The 17,546-nt window shown below is 64.2% G+C and carries 17 protein-coding genes; 16 read left to right on the top strand and 1 reads right to left on the bottom strand.

The window, feature by feature from the left end:
- Positions 1-32 precede the first annotated feature (32 nt).
- Positions 33-293 carry a hypothetical protein gene (locus AC3WJP_RS00155; protein ID WP_493719212.1) on the top strand — a complete coding sequence of 87 codons (261 nt, stop codon included), beginning with the start codon at positions 33-35 and terminating at the stop codon, positions 291-293.
- Between the two features lie 120 nt (positions 294-413).
- Positions 414-2,771, top strand: a complete 2,358-nt coding sequence (locus tag AC3WJP_RS00150) for an FdhF/YdeP family oxidoreductase (RefSeq protein WP_493719211.1) — start codon at positions 414-416, stop codon at positions 2,769-2,771.
- Between the two features lie 120 nt (positions 2,772-2,891).
- Here AC3WJP_RS00150 and AC3WJP_RS00145 read toward each other — a convergent pair whose 3' ends face one another.
- On the bottom strand, positions 2,892-4,004 hold the full coding sequence (locus AC3WJP_RS00145) for a catalase family protein (RefSeq protein ID WP_493719210.1): 1,113 nt from the start codon (positions 4,002-4,004) through the stop codon (positions 2,892-2,894).
- Between the two features lie 261 nt (positions 4,005-4,265).
- On the opposite strand from AC3WJP_RS00145, the gene AC3WJP_RS00140 reads away from it, so the two are divergent.
- From AC3WJP_RS00140 to AC3WJP_RS00075, 14 genes are all read left to right on the top strand, one after another.
- Positions 4,266-5,063: an SDR family NAD(P)-dependent oxidoreductase gene (locus tag AC3WJP_RS00140; protein ID WP_493719209.1), complete on the top strand. Its 798-nt coding sequence runs from the start codon at positions 4,266-4,268 to the stop codon at positions 5,061-5,063.
- 582 nt (positions 5,064-5,645) lie between these two features.
- Positions 5,646-5,993: a RidA family protein gene (locus AC3WJP_RS00135; protein WP_493719208.1), complete on the top strand. Its 348-nt coding sequence runs from the start codon at positions 5,646-5,648 to the stop codon at positions 5,991-5,993.
- 20 nt (positions 5,994-6,013) lie between these two features.
- Positions 6,014-7,261 (top strand): D-amino acid dehydrogenase, encoded by a 1,248-nt coding sequence (locus tag AC3WJP_RS00130; protein WP_493719207.1) that lies wholly within the window; start codon positions 6,014-6,016, stop codon positions 7,259-7,261.
- Positions 7,258-8,034, top strand: coding sequence for a maleate cis-trans isomerase family protein (locus AC3WJP_RS00125; RefSeq protein ID WP_493719206.1), 777 nt, complete (start codon positions 7,258-7,260; stop codon positions 8,032-8,034). Before AC3WJP_RS00130 ends, AC3WJP_RS00125 begins: the two co-directional genes overlap by 4 nt.
- 5 nt (positions 8,035-8,039) lie before the next feature.
- A complete protein-coding gene (locus tag AC3WJP_RS00120) occupies positions 8,040-8,753 on the top strand; it encodes a GntR family transcriptional regulator (protein WP_493719205.1) in 714 nt (237 codons plus the stop codon).
- Positions 8,754-8,788: 35 nt separating this feature from the next.
- A complete protein-coding gene (locus AC3WJP_RS00115; RefSeq protein WP_493719204.1) occupies positions 8,789-9,892 on the top strand; it encodes an ABC transporter substrate-binding protein in 1,104 nt (367 codons plus the stop codon).
- Positions 9,893-10,083: 191 nt separating this feature from the next.
- Complete coding sequence (locus AC3WJP_RS00110) at positions 10,084-10,977, top strand: branched-chain amino acid ABC transporter permease (RefSeq protein ID WP_493719203.1); 894 nt, start codon at positions 10,084-10,086, stop codon at positions 10,975-10,977.
- Positions 10,970-11,857 carry a branched-chain amino acid ABC transporter permease gene (locus tag AC3WJP_RS00105; RefSeq protein ID WP_493719202.1) on the top strand — a complete coding sequence of 296 codons (888 nt, stop codon included), beginning with the start codon at positions 10,970-10,972 and terminating at the stop codon, positions 11,855-11,857. The genes AC3WJP_RS00110 and AC3WJP_RS00105 overlap by 8 nt, the downstream gene beginning before the upstream one ends.
- Complete coding sequence (locus AC3WJP_RS00100) at positions 11,854-12,636, top strand: ABC transporter ATP-binding protein (protein ID WP_493719201.1); 783 nt, start codon at positions 11,854-11,856, stop codon at positions 12,634-12,636. The genes AC3WJP_RS00105 and AC3WJP_RS00100 overlap by 4 nt, the downstream gene beginning before the upstream one ends.
- Positions 12,633-13,352 carry an ABC transporter ATP-binding protein gene (locus tag AC3WJP_RS00095; RefSeq protein WP_493719200.1) on the top strand — a complete coding sequence of 240 codons (720 nt, stop codon included), beginning with the start codon at positions 12,633-12,635 and terminating at the stop codon, positions 13,350-13,352. The genes AC3WJP_RS00100 and AC3WJP_RS00095 overlap by 4 nt, the downstream gene beginning before the upstream one ends.
- Position 13,353: 1 nt before the next feature.
- On the top strand, positions 13,354-14,562 hold the full coding sequence (locus AC3WJP_RS00090) for an MFS transporter (protein WP_493719199.1): 1,209 nt from the start codon (positions 13,354-13,356) through the stop codon (positions 14,560-14,562).
- Positions 14,540-14,785: a helix-turn-helix domain-containing protein gene (locus tag AC3WJP_RS00085; RefSeq protein WP_493719198.1), complete on the top strand. Its 246-nt coding sequence runs from the start codon at positions 14,540-14,542 to the stop codon at positions 14,783-14,785. The genes AC3WJP_RS00090 and AC3WJP_RS00085 overlap by 23 nt, the downstream gene beginning before the upstream one ends.
- Positions 14,786-15,207: 422 nt before the next feature.
- A complete protein-coding gene (locus AC3WJP_RS00080; RefSeq protein WP_493719197.1) occupies positions 15,208-16,131 on the top strand; it encodes a dihydrodipicolinate synthase family protein in 924 nt (307 codons plus the stop codon).
- Between the two features lie 62 nt (positions 16,132-16,193).
- Positions 16,194-17,507, top strand: coding sequence for an MFS transporter (locus AC3WJP_RS00075; RefSeq protein ID WP_493719196.1), 1,314 nt, complete (start codon positions 16,194-16,196; stop codon positions 17,505-17,507).
- Positions 17,508-17,546 lie beyond the last annotated feature (39 nt).

The following is a 17,546-nucleotide window of genomic DNA, read 5'->3' as shown; positions in this document are numbered from 1 at the left end:
CGTCCCGCCGCCTCATCTGCAAGGAATCGACAATGGCCTCGATCGAAGAAGTGCTGGACAGGCTTGACCCGCCGCTCAAGCACTCGTGCGAAAAACAGGGCAGCAGCCTGCTGCTGACCCTTACCGACCCCCGCGTGCACCAGAGCGTCGAACGACGCCTGACGCGCAAGGAGCTGCAGAATTCCCTGGCGTTCCAGATGGTGTTGCTCTATGCCGTCAATGAAATCCGCGGACTGGGTTCCCATGCCAAATTGCAGGTGCTGCCGATGGTGGATCCGCTGGATTTCGACTGACACCGGTAACGCCGCGAAAGTCTTCATCCACGAAGTTCGAACCTTTGCCCGCAGCCCCTCGTCGTAACTCCAGGGTCTCGACAACCGAGGCCCTGCCCCTTAGGCGACGAGGACTGCGGCATGAACATCATCCACCCCCAGACAGCACGCTACCGGCCCTACGCGGATGCCTCGGGAGGCTGGGGCTCGGCGTTCTCGGTGATGAACATCCTCTGGCGCCAGCAGGCCCTGGCTCAGGCCCCATTGGCGTTGTTCAAGCAGAACAAGCCCGACGGCTTCGCTTGCGTCAGCTGCGCCTGGGCCAAGCCCGGCGATCCCCACGCGCTGGAATTCTGCGAAAACGGCGCCAAGGCCACGGCGTGGGAGCTGACGGCGAAGAAGACCGGCCCGGACTTCTTCGCCCAGCACCGGGTCAGCGATTTGCGCGGCTGGAGCGATTACGATCTGGAACGCCATGGGCGCCTGACCCATCCGCTGCGCTTCGATGCCGCCAGCGGCCATTATCAGGCCGTCGAGTGGGAGCAGGCCTACCGCGAGATCGGCGCGCAACTGCGGACTCTGGCGCCCGACAGCGTGGTGTTCTATGCCTCTGGCCGCGCCTCGCTGGAAGCCTCCTTCATGTGGCAACTGTTCGCCCGCGCGTTCGGCACCAATAACCTCCCCGACAGTTCCAACATGTGCCACGAAAGCACCTCCGTGGGCTTGCAGGAGAGCATCGGCGTGCCAGTAGGCACCGTGACCCTGGCGGATTTCGAGCACACCGACTGCATCTTCTTCTTCGGCCAGAACGTCGGCAGCAACAGCCCGCGCATGCTCCATCCGCTGCAAGAGGCACGCAAGCGTCAGGTGCCGATCATCACCTTCAACCCGATCCGCGAGCGTGGCCTGGAACGCTTCGTCAATCCGCAGTCGCCCGCCGAAATGCTCGGCCCCGATTCGACCATCATCAGCACCCAATACCATCAGGTGAAAATCGGTGGCGACACTGCGGCGGTGATGGGCATCATCAAGGCGTTGCTGGCGATGGATCGCCAAGCCCTTGCCCAGGGCCGCCCGGCCGTGCTCGACCATGCCTTTATCGCCGAGCACACCGAAGGCCTCGATAGCCTGGTGGCCGAAGCCGACGGACACGACTGGGCGCAGCTCGAACGCCGCTCCGGCCTCGACCGCGGCGCGCTTGAAGCCGCCGCCACGGTCTACGCGCGCAGCGACAAGGTGATGATCGTCTATGGCATGGGCATGACCCAGCACCGCCACGGCGTGCAGAACGTGCAGATGCTGGTCAACCTGTTGCTGCTGCGCGGCAACATCGGCAAGCCCGGCGCCGGGATCTGCCCGGTTCGCGGCCATTCCAACGTGCAGGGGCAGCGCACGGTGGGCATCACCGAAGACCCGGCCAAGGTGCCGAAGGACAAGCTCGAGGCGCTGTTCGGCATTCAGGTACCGACCAACAAGGGCCTGGCCACGGTGGACGCCTGCAAGGGCATCCTCGATGGCAGCGTGAAAGGCTTCATCGGCCTGGGCGGCAACTTTCTGCGCGCCGTGCCGGACACCAGCCGCATGGAGCCGGCCTGGGCGGGTTTGAGCCTGAACGTGCAGGTGGCGACCAAGCTCAACCGCACCCATCTGTTCCCTGGCGCCAATGGCTGGCTGCTGCCTTGCCTGGGCCGTATCGAAAGCGATCGGCAAGACGGCGTCGAGCAGGTCTACAGCACTGAAGACAGCACCGGCTGCGTGCGCGCCTGGAAAGGCACCAGCACCCCGGCCAGCGAGCACCTGCGCGCCGAAGTGGCGATCATCGCCGCCCTCGCCCAGACCACCCTCAGCGGTGCCGAGCGTATTCCGTGGGAGGCCTGGCGCCGCGACTATGCGCTGATCCGGGCGGCCATCGCCGAGGTTTATCCGCAGATTTTTCATGACATGGAAACGCGCATGTGGGAGCCCGGCGGCTTCCATCGGCCCCTGGGCGCCTATGAGCGCAAGTGGACCACGCCTTCGGGCAAGGCGCAGTTCGTCGCCCCCCAAGGTCTGGATGAAGACGACGACGTCGCCACTTCGCCGACCCGCCGCGATGTGCTGCAACTGATGACGCTGCGCAGCAACGACCAATTCAACACCACGGTGTATGGCTACAACGATCGCTTCCGGGGTGTGCAGGGTACGCGCACGGTGATCTTTCTCAATCGCAGCGATATCGTTCGATTCGGTCTGGCGGCGGGTGACTGGGTGACGGTGCGCACGGCCATCGAGCCCGAGGTGCTGCGGGAAGTGGGGCCGTTGCAGATCATCGCCTACGATATCCCGGCGGGCTGTGCGGCAGCTTATTACCCGGAGTGCAACGCGCTGGTGCCGCTTTGGCATCATGCCGAACGCAGCAAGGTGCCAGCGGCCAAGTCGGTGCCAGTGACCTTGCGCAAGGTACAGCCAGGGCCAGAGGATCTGGCGCATGCGTTGCCCGCCAAGGATCAGGTCGCCTGAACCGCAGCGTCACGGCTGCCCGCCTCTTCGCGGGCAAGCCCGGCTCCTACAGGGGTGTGATGTGGGAGCAAGGCTTGCCTGCGAAGGGGCCCCTCAAGTCGGCGATGACGTCCGATCAAACTACCGCGGCTCGTGCATCGGGCAACCGTTGTGGGTGGCGCGGAACCCGGAGGACATCTCGTACGCCGGCTTGCGTACCCGCATCACCCCACCCAGCGGTCGGTGCTGGGCCAGACCATGCCACGGGCTGAAGGCCATGCCATCGTCGATGTCCCTGACCCCTTCGCTGCTCCAGGCCGGTTGCGCCGCAACTTCGATGCGCGCCACGGTGACATAGGGGCTGAGGTCCTCGGGCCAGATCGCCGAGGCATCCTCGATCGGCATCTTCTCGGCATCGGTCGCCAGCTGTATGCGCACCTCCCAGATCCCGCCTTGCTCGGCGAAGTACTCGCTCACAGCCTCGCGCAGACCGTCGGGCTTGTCGTCCAGATCCACCGGCTGGTCGGTCAAGGCAGTCAGCGCGGGCGCCACCGGCACCACCGCCAGCTTGGCGTAATACGGGCCATAGAGAAACGGCACCACGGTGTTGAAGCTCTCGCCCAGGACGTGGGTCTGCGGATGACCGCCGAGGCTCTTGAGGGTCGGGCTTTCGCCGCCCATGGATTCGATGGCCGACTCCACCCCGCGCAGCACCGCTGAAAACGCCTTCTTCAAGCCAGGCCCCTTGTCGGTGGTCTTGGCCAGCAGCTTCAAGGTCTTGAGAAAGGCTTTGGGCGTGGGCGCGGTGAAGGCCTTGGCGTTCTGCATGACGAAGTCCTGGGTCACGTCGCCTTCGCTGCCCGGCAACCGCGCGCCTTCTACCCCGATGATCTTCAGCGCCAGCCCGCGCGGAGTCGAAACCTTGTCGTCAAGCACATCGCCAGGGTTGGTGGAAAAGCGCATGACCACCGGCAAGGTGCCCGGTTTGGCGAAGGCGCCCTGGGCCAGCTCCGGTGGCAAGTTGTCGAGCACGGTGATGTGCCCGCGCAACAAGCCGTGGCCCTTGGCATGCACGCTGCGATAGGCGTGCGCGTGGTCGTCGAAGGTGGTCTGCATGATGCTGCGCAGGGTGTCGGCCAGCTCCTTGGCTGTTTCGCCTTCGTCCTCCGGGATCTGTTCGAAGGACGGCTGAAACGGGATCGGGTGCACGCGGTTCAGCGTCGCGGGGGTCGGGTTCGCGGGAAGGTCGCTCATCGGGTGTTTCCTCAGGGGCTGGTCGTCACGGTTTATCAACGGGCATTGCATCGACCCCGAGCACTGTCGCGGTGCTTCTTGCGCGTCGATGCATAGCCAATGACCGGTACGCGGGCGAGGACGTTCAAATGGCTTGGGGGCAATGCCGACCAGTGGCCGCCCGGATACGACGCCTCACATTGGTTTGAACGGCCGCCCCGCAGGCAAGGTCGGTATCAATAATCCCGGCCCATCCGGCCCCACCCTGCGAACGAGGTATCTATGGATCTGGCAATCAAAGGGCGCGTTGCGCTCATCACCGGCGCCAGCGGCGGTATCGGCTTGGCCACCGCCAAGCAACTGAGCGAGGAAGGCGTGCACTTGATCCTCAGCGACTTGAAACTCGATGCACTGCAAAAGGCCACGGCGGGCCTGCCCGGCGAACCCCTGCTGCTCGCCGCCGACATGACCCAGCAAGCCGAGGTCGACAACCTGATCAAGCAAGGCGAGGCGCGCTTTGGCCAGGTCGATATCGTCGTGCACACCGCGGGTGTCACAGGTGCCAAAGGCGACCCGTTGGAGCTCTCCGACGAGGACTATCAGGAAGCCTGGAGCACTGACTTCTTCTCGGCCGTGCGCATCGCCCGCGCCGCCATCCCGGCCATGCGCAGCCGTGGCTGGGGCCGCCTGGTGTGCATCACTTCGGAAAACGCCGTGCAGCCTTACTGGGAAGAAGCCGTGTACAACGTGGCCAAGGCCGCACTGGGCGCCTTCATCAAGAACCTCTCGTACAAGGAGGCCGCCCACGGCGTGCTCTGCAACACCGTGGCCCCGGCGTTCATCGAGACGGGCATGACCGACGGCATGATGAAAAAGCGCGCAGAAGAACTGGGCGTGTCGTTCGAGCAAGCCATTGAAAGCTTCCTCGAAGAAGAGCGCCCCGGCATCGTGCAGAAACGCCGCGGCAAGGTCGAAGAGGTGGCCGCCGCAATCGCGCTGCTGGTTTCGGAGCGCGCCTCGTTCATCAACGGCTCGAACCTGCGGGTGGACGGCGGCTCGGTCCAGGCCATTCAGAATTGATCGGCCGTTAGTGAACAGGAGGCCGGGATGCGGATCTCTCGGCCATTGTCGCGCCCATCGGCCGAGCACGTGAAAGCTGCCGCGCCGTGGTCTGCGCCTCCCTTCCGTGCTGTCACCGATGCTTGCCTTTCGTACAAGGGCAACACCCGCGGCGCCGCTGAGCGGTCCGTATTTCCAATGGCATACGCGGGTGTTGCTGCATGTGCAGGATAGGAATGTGGCGGCGCTGCCTCGACAGGTAATCCGAGTGGCGCCGTAACCTTCGCAAACCTGCCCTGTTTTGAAGCCCTTCCGGTAGCGGCGCACCATCGTCGTTTCGTTTTCGAATCCAGACTCGGCACCTGCGTGGCACTTCCATTCCACCACGCGATAAGTAATGCCACTCCTACGTCTTTCAGGCGCCGATTCACTGCCCATCGCACCGTGCATGCTCCTCCTCCGGCTCAGTGACACTACTTATCGACCGCTCTAGATCGCCACTTTCAGCCGCATGAACTGGCACGCATCTCGCAATACCTCTCCTGCAACACAAGTGTATTCACTTTGGAATGCACCCTTGTCAGCCGTTCAGGAGAGCACCCGATGCCGATTCAACGTTTCAACAGCAATGCGCGCATGAGCCAGATGGTCATCCATAAGGACCTGGTGTTCCTCAGCGGCCAGGTGGCCGACGACACCAGCCTCGACCCTGCCGGCCAGACCACCCAGATCCTCGCCAAGATCGACGCCTTGCTCGATCAGGCCGGCTGCGACAAGACCGCGATCCTCAGCGCCACCATCTGGCTCGCCGACCACCAGGACTTCGCCGCCATGAACGCGGTCTGGGATGCCTGGGTGCCCGAAGGCCACGCCCCGGCACGGGCCTGTGTCGAGTCGGCCCTGGCCTTCCCTCAGTACACCGTCGAAATCGGCGTGATCGCCGGCCTCTGACCGCTGCCAGGAACCCACCAATGGCCACCACCCTCGTTCTCGGTGCCGGCGTCATCGGCATCACCACTGCGTACTACCTGGCCAAGGCCGGACGTGAAGTGACCGTGGTCGATCGCCAGCCCGAATCGGCGAACGAAACCAGCTTCGCCAACGCCGGCCTGATCGCCCCGGGGCACTCCTATACCTGGGCGTCGCCCAAGGCGCCGAAGATTCTCCTCAAGTCGCTGTTTCAGGAAGGTCAGGCGCTGCGTCTGAAACTCAGCGCCGACCCGCAGATGTGGGCCTGGGCGGCCAAGTTCCTGAGCAACTGCAACGCCGAGCGCTCGCGGCTCAACACCTCGCGCAAGCTGGTGCTGTGTCGTTATTCCCAACAGCAGTTGCAAGCCCTGACCAGCGCCGAAGACCTGCACTACGACCGTCTGAGCAAAGGCCTGCTGTACCTCTACCGCGACGCGGCCTCCTTCGCCAAAGGCTGCGCCAACATGCAGGTGCTGGCCGATGGCGGCATGCCGCTGGAGATCATCGACGTCGACCGCGTCATCGCCCTGGAACCGGCCCTGAGTCACGCTCGCGAGCATATCGCCGGAGCGATCCACTGCCCCAGCGACGAGAGCGGTGACGCGCGGTTGTTCACCCACGACCTCACCGAGCGCTGCAGGCGCATGGGCGTCCAGTTCGCCATGGGCCACAGCATTCAAGGCTTCGAACACAGCGGCGAGACCATCGAGGCGGTGCTCACCGACAAAGACCGACTGGTCGCCGATGAATACGTCCTGGCGCTGGGCAGCTACGCGCCCATCGTCGCCCGGCCGCTGGGGTATCGCCTGCCGATCTACCCGGTCAAGGGCTACTCGGTGACCTTCCCCAGCGGCCCGGGCTACAACCCGCCCGACATGGGCGGCGTCGACGAAAACAATCTGGTGGCGTATGCGCGCTTCGGTGATCGCCTGCGCTTTACCGCCACCGCCGAATTCACCGGTTACCAGACCCGCCACTCACCCGCCGACTTCGAGCACATGCTGCGGGCCGGGCGCGAGCTGTTCCCCGAGGGCGCCGATTACACCCGGCCAAGCTTCTGGGCCGGATTGCGGCCAATGACCCCTGAAGGCACGCCGATCATGGGCCGCAGCCGCCATCGCAATCTGTTCCTCAACGTCGGCCACGGCCATATGGGCTGGACCATGTCGTGCGGTTCGGCACGCATCCTCACCGACCTGATGCTTGGCCGTAGCCCTGATATCGACCTCACCGGGATGACCCTGTCATGAACCTGAGCGCAACCCTTGAAAAACCCTATGACCACTTCGGCTTCGCCATGGACAACGGCATTGCCGCCCGTGCCAGCCTCGGCCTGGTAGTGCTGGCCACCGACCAGACCATCGAGCACGAATGGCGCCAGTTGCTCACCCAGCCGGGGGTCGCGTTGTACCACAGCCGGCTGTACAACGACGCGCAGATTTCCCCCGAGACCCTGGCACTGATGGAGGCTGACATTCCTGGCGCCGTGGACCTCATTCTGCCGGGCCAGCCGCTGCAGGTGGTGGCCTTCGGGTGCACCTCGGGGACCATGGTGATCACCGAGCAGAAAGTCTTCGAGGCCATTCGTCGCTCGCGCCCGGACGTCGCCTGTACCACGCCGCTGACCGGCGCCATGGCCGCGCTGCGTGCCTTGGGTGCTACGCGCATCGCTTTGCTGACGCCCTACGTCGCCAGCATCAATCAGCTGTTCTGCGATTACATCGAGGCCGCTGGCGTGCAGGTCACCCGGGTCGGCAGTTTCAACCACGACAACGACAATGAAGTGGCCCGTATCGACAGCGCCTCGTTACGCGTGGCGGCGCTGCAACTGGGGGCCGATCCCGAGGTGGACGCCGTGTTCGTGTCCTGTACCAGCCTGCGCATGGTGCAGCTGATTCCGGCCCTCGAGGCCGAACTCGGCAAACCGGTGATCTCCAGCAACTACGCCATGGCCTGGCATGCCCTGCGGTTGGCCGGTGTCGATGAAAAACAACCTGAACTGGGCCGCTTGTTCGAGCAGTGAACCTTATGAATAAAAAACTTGCAGCACCGCTTGCCCAGCCTGCCAAGGACGCCGTCAAGCGCTCGGGCCTGACGGCCACCGACGTGTACCACCAGCTCAAGGAGATGGTCATCCTGTTCAAGATCCGTCCTGAGGAAAGGGTCAACGAAAGCGAACTCGCGGCGGCGCTGGGCGTCAGCCGCACACCGTTGCGCGAAGCCCTGCACCGGCTGGTGGCCGAGAACATGCTGACCCTGGTGCCCAACCGCGGTTTCTACGGCCGCAAGCTGGTGCGCCAGGAAGTGTTCGATCTCTACGAGCTGCGCAACGCCCTGGAAATGTCTGCCATCGCCCTGGCTCTGGAACGCGCCAGCGACGAAGCCATCGAGTCGTTGCGCCGCTCCTGGACCGAAGTCATGGCCCTCGCGCCGCAGCGCAGCACCCTGGAGCTGGTGCTGGAGGACGAAGCCTTTCATGTGGCGCTGGCGCAGTTGTCCGGCAACCAGGAAATGGCCAAGTCCCTGAATGCGATCAACGCACGCATTCGCTTCTTTCGCTGGATCGATCTGGAGGAACGTCGCGCCGAGCTCTACGACGATCACCTGGTGATCCTCGATGCCCTGCAAAAACGCGATGCGCCGGCCTGCGCGAGTTTGGTCCGCGAGCACATTTCGCAGCGTATGGAAGACATCGTCGCGTTCATTCAAGCAGGCGTCGTGCGCCTGTATGCCCCCCATTAGCACATCCCCATAGCGGTCAATCGGAGAGCACCACCATGTCCCCACGGCATCTGTTTACCCCGCTGTTCACCGGCCTCGCCCTCACCCTGCTGGCGTTCCAGGCCAGCGCCGTGACCCTCGGCGCCGTGCTGCCCCTGACCGGTTCGAGCGCCAGCATCGGCGACGATCAGCGCCGCGGCATCGAGCTGGCCGTCGCCGATATCAACGCCAAAGGTGGCGTACTGGGCGAACCGCTGAAGGTCACCATCGAGGACTCCGGCGATGGTGCCACCGGCGCGCTCGACGCGGCCACCAAGCTCAACACCGTCAACAAGGTGCCCGTGGTGCTCGGCGAGTACTCTTCCAGCGTGTCCATTCCATTGGGGCAATACCTGGTCAAGCAGGGCCTGGTACACCTGAACATCGGCAGCTCGAGCCCGGCGATCCGCAAGATCGGCGCGACGTCCTACAGCCTCATCGGCCTCGATGACCTGTCGGCGCAATTCGCCGCCAAGGACGTGCTTGGCATGGGTTACCGCAAGATCGCCTTTATCGCGCCGAACGGTGCCTATGGCCAGGGCATCTACGAGCAATTCAAGAAGTACATCGAGGCCGGCGGCGGCAGCGTGGTCGCCCAGGTGCTGTATACCCCGGGGCAGTCCAGCTACCGGCGCGAGTTGCAGCAGATGCAACGCAGCCAGCCCGATGTGTTCGTCTACAGCGCTTACGGCCAGGAAGCGGCGGTGATCAACCGTGAATCCTTCGACCTGGGCATCGCCAAGACGCCCTGGTACGGCATCTACCTGAGCATGTGCACCACCGACACCCCGGCGCAGATCGCCAATGGCCAGATCGGCATGGAGGTCGCCAGCCTTGGCCCGACCGGCAAGGCCTTCGCCAGCGAGTATCAGAGCAAATACGGCTTCGCCATGAAATCCTCCTACAGCAGCTACGCCTATGACGGCGTGATGCTGGCGGCGGCGGCGATCACCCAGGCCAAGTCCGCCGACCCGAGCAAGATCGCCGCGGCCATCAAAGCCCTCGGCAGCACCTTCGACGGCGCCACCGGCACCCTGGCGCTGGATGCCGAGGGCCAGCGCACCGAGCAGCCGTACGACAAGCTCGTCTACAAGGACGGCGCCCTGCAGCCGCGTACGTAAGGCTCGCTGTGGCGATGGCTCATGGATGTTGCGTGAGACTTGCCGGCCTCTTCGCGGGCAAGCCTTGCTCCCACAGTGTATGGCGCTGCGCACCTGTGGGAGCACAGCTTGCTGGCGAAGGGGCCAGCCAAATCACCCACATCGGCAAGCTGGACTCGCTGAATGGATCGAAGGCAAACAAGGAGCACACCATGCTGCAATTCTTGCTCGACACCCTGGCCCGTACCGCCGACCTGGGGCTGATCGCCCTCGGGCTGAGCCTGGTCTACGGGCTGGCGAAATTCCCCAATGTCGCCCATGTGCAGTACGCCATGCTCGGCGCCTTTATCGCGGTCGCCCTGCAGCGCAGCGGCTGGCCGTTGCCCTTGGCGGTGGGCGCCAGCTGTGTGGCCATGGGCAGCCTGGCGGTACTGCTGCACATCGGCGTGTTCCGTCGCCTGCTGCGCTCGGGCCCGGCGATCGCCATGATCGGCTCGCTGGCGCTGTCGATGATCATCGGCGCGCTGGTACTGGGGATCGCCGGTTCCAGTCCGCTGTCCTATCGCCTGCCAATCGAGGCACCCTTGTCACTGGGAGACGCCATGCTCGCCCGCAGCCAGTTGCTGTCGATGATCACCACGCTGGTGCTGTTGCTGCTGTTCGCCGCGCTGTTGTTCAAGACCCGCCTGGGTCGCTCGATGCGCGCGCTGGCCTGCAATGCGCCGCTGGCCGCGGCAGCCGGATTGAACGCTGACGGCATCACCTACTGGGTCAATTTCATGAGTGGCGCCCTGGCCGGGTTGGGGGGCAGCCTGCTGGCGCTCAACACCAGCGCCTATACCAACCTGGGCAGCGACCTGCTGCTGCCGATATTCGCCGCGGCCATTCTCGGCGGCCTGGGCAACCCGCTGGGCGCGGTACTGGGCGCGTTGCTGATCGCCGTTACCGAAACCCTGGTGACCAACCTCAACATCGGCTGGCTGTACGGTCAGGCCATGGCGTTCATTCCGGTCAGTTACATCGGCGCGGCGTCCTTCCTGATCCTGCTGTTGGCCTTGATATTCCGTCCCTATGGCTTGTTCGACCGCGAGGTGCGCCGTGTTTGAGTTTTGTCTGCATGTACTCACCCTGGCCTGTCTCTACGGCCTCATCGCCCTGGCGCTGAATCTGCAGGCGGGATACACCGGGCTGCTGAATTTCGGCCATATCGCCTTCGTCGGGATCGGCGCCTATGCCGTGGGCATCGGCCATCTCGCCGGGTGGCCGCTGCTGCCGAGCGTTATCGGCGGCGCGCTGGCGGCCATGGCCCTCGCCTGGCTGGTGGCGCGGCTCGGGCGCAATCTGGCCAGCGACTACTGGGGGATCGCCACCCTCGCGGTGGCGGAAATCGTGCGCATCGTCGCCCTCAATCAGGACAGTCTCACCGGCGGTGCGCAGGGCATCAGCGCCCTGCCGTCAATATTCAGCAGCGCCAGCAACACCCATCAGGACCTGTACATGGCGCTGCTGATGGTGCTGCTGGTAGCGCTGTTCGCCGGGCTCAGTGTGCGCCTGGCCAACAGCCGCTTCGGCCGCGCCCTGCGCTTGCTGCGCGAGCAGCCACAACTGGCCAGCTGCCTGGGCTACGACCTGCTGCAACTCAAGACCCGCGCCCTGATGGCCAGTGCCGCGCTGGCGGCATTGGCCGGAGCGTTGCTGGCCTGTTACACCAGCTACGTGAGCCCCGATTACCTGCTGGCGGCGCAGACGTTTCTGGTCTGGAGCATGGTGATGATCGGCGGCCTGGGCAGCGTGCGCGGCATCCTGCTGGGGACATTGCTGGTGCAGTGCGCTTACTCCTTCGTGCCTTTCGCCAAGGACTACCTGAACATCGGCAGTGATGTCGCCGGCGCCCTGCGGCTCGGTCTGGTGGGGGTCATCCTGCTGGTCTGCCTGCTGTGGCGCAGCGGTGGACTGCTGCCCGAACGCCTGAGGATCATGCCATGAGCGCATTGCTCAAGGTCACCGCAGTGGCCAAGGCCTACGGTGGCAACCGGGTGCTGGAATCGGTCGATTTCGCGGTCCGCCCCGGTGAAATCATCGGGGTGATCGGCCCCAACGGCTCCGGCAAAAGTACGCTGCTCAATGCCATTTCCGGCTTCACGCCTATCGACAGCGGCGAGATCCTCCTGCAGGGCAAGGCCCTGCACGGCATGGTCCCGCACCGTATCGTCGAACAGGGCCTGGCGCGCACCTTCCAGCTGCCGGCCATGCCGGAAAAGATGACGGTGATGGAAGTGCTGCTGGCCGCCTCCACTGCCCACCACGGCTTCTGGGGCAGCCTGCTGGGCAGCCGGGGCCATCGGCAGGCCGAACTCGCAAGCCGCGAGCGCGCCGAGCAGTTGCTCGACGAACTGCTGCTGCGCAAGGTCCGCGACAACGCCGCGGCGGCCCTGTCGGGCGGGCAGAAGAAGCTGCTCAGTGTCGCCTGTGCGCTGATGGGCAAGCCGCGGTTGCTGATGCTCGACGAACCCACCGCCGGCGTGCATCCCAACCTGCGCCGCGACATGGTGCAGACCCTTCAGCGCATCAACCGCGAGGGGCTGGCGTTGATGATCGTCGAGCACGACATGCACTTCATCCGCGACCTCTGCCACCGCTGCATCGTCCTCGACCGCGGGCGCATCGTCGCGGTCTGCACCCCGACCGAGCTGTCTTCCAACGAGCATGTGCTGGAGGCGTATCTGGGCCGCGGCGCCCGTCAACCCAAGGAGGCTATCGCATGATCAGTGTCAAAGGCCTTACCGCCGGCTATACCCCGGGCATCGACATCCTCAATGGCATCGACCTGGAAGTCGGACGCGCGCAAATCGTCACCTTGCTGGGGCCCAACGGCTGTGGCAAGTCGACCCTGCTCAAGTGCATCGCCGGCTACCTGTTCCCGCGCCAGGGACAGATCCACCTCGAAGGCGATGAGGTCGGCCGCACTCCGGTGCACCTGAAGGTGCGCCACTGCGCCCTGGGGTTCGTGCCGCAGACCGAGAACGTCTTCGCCGCCCTGAGCGTGCGCGAAAACCTGCTGATCGGCGGCCAGTTCTTGCATCCGCGCGCGTGCCAGGAGCGCCTGCAGGCGCTGTGCGAGCTGTACCCGGTGCTGGCGCGCAAGCTCGATGCACCGGCGGCGTCGCTGTCGGGTGGCGAACGGCAGATTCTCGCCCTGGGGCGCGCGCTGATGCCCAGCCCACGAACCTTGCTGCTGGACGAGCCTTCGGCCGGGTTGTCGCCCAAAGTGCTGGCCGAGGTGTTCGAGGCGATCGAGCACACCCGCACCCAGGAAGTGGTGGCGATCCTGATGGTCGAGCAAAACGCAATGCAAGCGCTGGGGATTTCGGATCGCGCCTATGTGCTGGCGCAAGGCCGGGTCGCCCTTGCCGGCCCGGCCCGGGAGTTGCTCGAGGACCCGCGCATGCGCGAGCTGTACCTCGGCGGCCGGGCAGCCTGAGGTGCGCGCGCCACGCGACTATGTCGCCTATGTGATGGTCATGGCGCCGCTGCTCAACAGCGTCAGCGGCATCGCCATCGACTTGTTCGCCCCGAGCATGCCGGCCATCGCCCGGGAGTTCGCAGTCAGCGATGGCGTGCTGCAAGGGAGCATTTCCATCACGCTGGTGGCCTACGCCCTCGGGCAGTTGTTTTTCGGGCTGCTGGCCGATGGACGCGGTCGGCTCCCGGCGTTGCTGCCCGGGCTGGGCCTCTTTGTCGCGGGCAGCCTGCTGGCGATGCTCGCGCAGAACATCGAGACCTTTGTCCTGGCGCGGGCACTGCAAGGGTTCGCCGTCGGGGCTTGTCAGGTCTGCGCCAGGGCACTGCTGGTGGATAACGTCAAGGGCGAGCGGTTCTTCGTCGCCGTGGTGTACCTGAGCCTGGCGTGGGGCTTGGGCCCGGTATTGGCACCGTTCATCGGCGGGCTGGTGGAGCAGTACCTCGGCTGGCGCTGGAACTTTGCCCTGTACGCGCTCTACAGCGCAGCCCTGCTGCTGTTGAGCCTGCGCCTGGGTGAATCCTTGCCGGCCGCTGCGCGCAAGACACTGCGCCAGTCGCTGGGTGGCTACCGGATCATCCTCGGCAATGGGCGCTTTCTTGGCGCTGCACTGGCGCTGGGCACCAGCCTGACGATGTTCCTGGTCTGGAACATCATCGGCCCCTTCATCGCCCAGTTGCAGCAACGCGGCCCGACCTGGTTCGGGACCACGGCCCTGGCGGCCGGCCTTGCCTATCTGCTTGCCACCCTGCTCAACCGCGCGCTGATCAAACGCTGCACGGCCAAGGCGCTGATGAACAGCGGCCTGTGCATCGGGCTGCTGGGAGTGGCCGCTATGCTGTTGACCCCCGGCAGCATCGGCATCCCGACCCTGTTGGCCGGGGTACTGCTGAGCAACTTCGGCCAGGGCCTGCTGTTCTCCAACGTCGTCGCCCTCACCATGACCCTCTACCCCGACCGCGCCGGTGCAACGGCCAGCCTGCTGGGCTGCGGCATGATGATCTGCGCGGGCCTCGGCTCGGCGCTCACCGGGCATCTGACGATGACCAGCAATACCGGGGTGGCGCTGCTGTTCGGCGCTCTGCTCGGCCTGCAAGCCCTGGGTGTCTACACCGTTCTGCGTGCGCAACGCGCAAGGGAGATTGACCATGAACGCCAAGCTGTCCACTGATGCACGTAGCCTCGATCATCAGGTGCTGCAATGCCTGCGCCAACGCGCTGTGGCCGCCGTCGAACAAGGCTTCAGCGTGGCGCAGGTCGCGGCCACCTTCGGCCTGAACCGCCGCACGGTATTTCGCTGGGTCGCGGATTACCGCCGGGCCGGGCCTGTGGCCTTGCTGGCCAAGCCGATTCCGGGGCGGCCGAAACGCAAGCCAGCACAACCGCCAGGCTGAAAGACTGGATAGACCTGCGGGGCCGGTAGAGATACCGGCCCCGCTGCGTTTTGCATGAGGTAAAGACGTGCATCGAGAGGGCGCACTGCACTGTTTTCAAGCTCTAGGAGGCATCATCGTTCAAGCCCCGGCAGTGTACTAGACTGGCGCCAGGCACGAACCTGTCATTGCGATAGAAGCAACTCTTGAAGTAAGGACACTCTCCATGAAGTTACAGTTACGCATCAGCGGACATGACGACGCAGCCACTCGCCTCAATATCCGAGCGAGTGGCATTACTTAAGCCTTAGTTACAGCAAACAGTGGCACTACTTAATGATGTTTATCGAAGGCCGACTATAAAAATAAATTGGCACAAATATCGCTTTATTCCCTGCGCTCACATTCATGCCTCAAACCCATCCAACTCAGGAGTCGAGTCCATGTCTTCCATTGTTCGTCGCTATACCGGTGCCTACTCGGTGGCGCCCACCATTTTCAATGAACGGGGCGCACTTGATCTCGAAGGTCAGAAACGCTGCATTGATTTCATTATCGATGCCGGCGCCGATGGCCTATGCATCCTGGCCAATTACTCGGAGCAATTTTCACTCACAGACAGTGAACGCGAACTGCTCACCCGGACTATCCTCGAACACGTCGCCGGGCGCGTGCCAGTGGTCGTCACCACCACCCATTTCAGCTCGCAGATCTGCGCTGAGCGAACCCGCCGCGCCCAGGAATACGGGGCTGCAATGGTGATGATCATGCCGCCCTACCACGGTGCGACCATCCGGGTGAGCGAGCCGGTCATGCATGACTTCTTCAGCACCGTGGCCGACAACCTGGATATCCCGATCATGTATCAGGATGCGCCCATGAGCGGCACCAGCGTCTCGGCCGCCAGCCTGGCGCAGTTGGCCAAGGACATACCCGCCGTGTGTTATTTCAAGATCGAGGTAGCGCAATCCGCCAACAAGCTGCGCGAACTGATCCGCCTGGGCGGTGACGCCATCGAAGGTCCCTGGGACGGAGAAGAAGCCATCACTCTGTTTGCCGACCTCGAAGCCGGCGCCACCGGCGGCATCCTGGGGGGCGGCTATCCCGATGGCCTGCAACCGATCCTGCGCGATTACGCCGCCGGGCGCCGTGAAGAGGCCAAGCAGCAATACGCGCGCTGGCTGCCGCTGATCAACTTCGAAAACCGTCAGGCCGGGCTGCTTGCCGCCAAAGCGCTGTTCAAGGCAGGGGGCATCATCAACTGCGATGCGCCCCGCCATCCGCTGGTGCCCCTCAACGACGCCACCCGCGAAGGCCTGCTGGAGATCGCCCGCGACCTCGATGCGCTGGTCTTGCGCTGGGCCTGAATCCATTGTGCGGACCCGGCCCCGCGCCGGGTGTCCATTTTCGCGTGCAGAGGGGCTTCCCGATGACAACGCAAGCGCTCACCTTGCAGCAAGTGACGGGCAAGATTGCTCGCCGGTTATTGCCGTTCCTGTTACTGATGTACATCGTCGCGTTTCTTGATCGCGCCAATGTAAGTTTCGCCAAAGTGGCCTTCCAGGCCGATAACGGTATCTCCGACGCAGCCTTTGCCTTTGGCGCGGGGGTGTTCTTTGTCGGCTATGCGTTGTTGGAAGTCCCGAGTAACTTGATGCTGCATCGATACGGCGCAAAAGCGTGGATGTGCCGCATCATGGTGACTTGGGGACTGGCATCGGCGGCAATGATGTTCGTCAACAGCGAAACGAGTTTTTATATAGTGCGGTTTTTACTGGGTGTCGCCGAAGCAGGCTTTTTCCCCGGGGTCATTCTTTATCTGACTTATTGGTTTCCTGACCGGGCCAGAGCCAAGGCCATGGGCATCTTCTATTTCGGTGCGCCATTGGCATTCATTCTTGGCAGTCCACTTTCCGGATTATTACTGGAACTGGAAGGTTATGCTGGATGGCACGGCTGGCAATGGATGTTCGCGATAGAAGGACTATTGGCAGTAGCGGTGGGTGTTTGCGCTTATTTATATCTTGACGATAAACCCGTCAATGCCCGCTGGTTAAGCGTTGAGGAACGGCAAACGCTGAGTAAAGCACTGGCTCAGGAGCAAGGCGCCGCTCAAGGCCATAGTGGCAGCCTGCTGGAAGCGCTGGTCAGGCCTACGACCTTGTACCTGTGCCTGACCTATTGCCTGATCCAGGCCAGCGTCTACGGCGTGGTGTTCTACTTGCCCACCCAGGTTGCAGCGCTGATGGGCAGCCAGGTCGGCTTCAAGGTCGGCGTCGTCGCGTCGCTGCCCTGGTGCGCAGCATTGCTGACCACTTACCTGATTTGCACCTGGGCCGACCGACACGGGCAGCGGTGCCTGCCGGCCGCGCTGTGTCTGTTGGCAGGCGGCATCGGTATCGCCGCCGGCGCAACCGTCACCACCCCGCTCTGGGGGCTGCTGGCGCTGTGCGCCGCGGCCTCCGGATTCATCGCGGTGCAGCCGCTGTTCTGGACCTACCCGACGCGAATCCTGAGCGGCTCGGGCGCCGCGGGCGGCATTGCCCTGATCAACTCCATCGGCGCGCTGGGCGGGTTCCTGGCACCCAACCTGAGGCAGTGGGCCGAAACCCATTTTCACTCCCCTGTAGCAGGCCTCTATGCCTTGGCGACGCTGACGCTGATCGGCGCCGGGATGATTCTGGGTCTCGAGCGGCTGCGCACCGCCACCGCAGGCCGCCCAAGGCGCAACGCGGTGGCATAGGCGCTCACACGTCTTTTTTCTATCCCCCTGATCGTGAGG

Source organism: Pseudomonas sp. GW821-FHT01A09 (assembly GCF_058986725.1).
The sequence above is the reverse complement of the archived record's forward strand: the minus strand, read 5'-3'. Positions and strand labels throughout refer to the sequence as shown.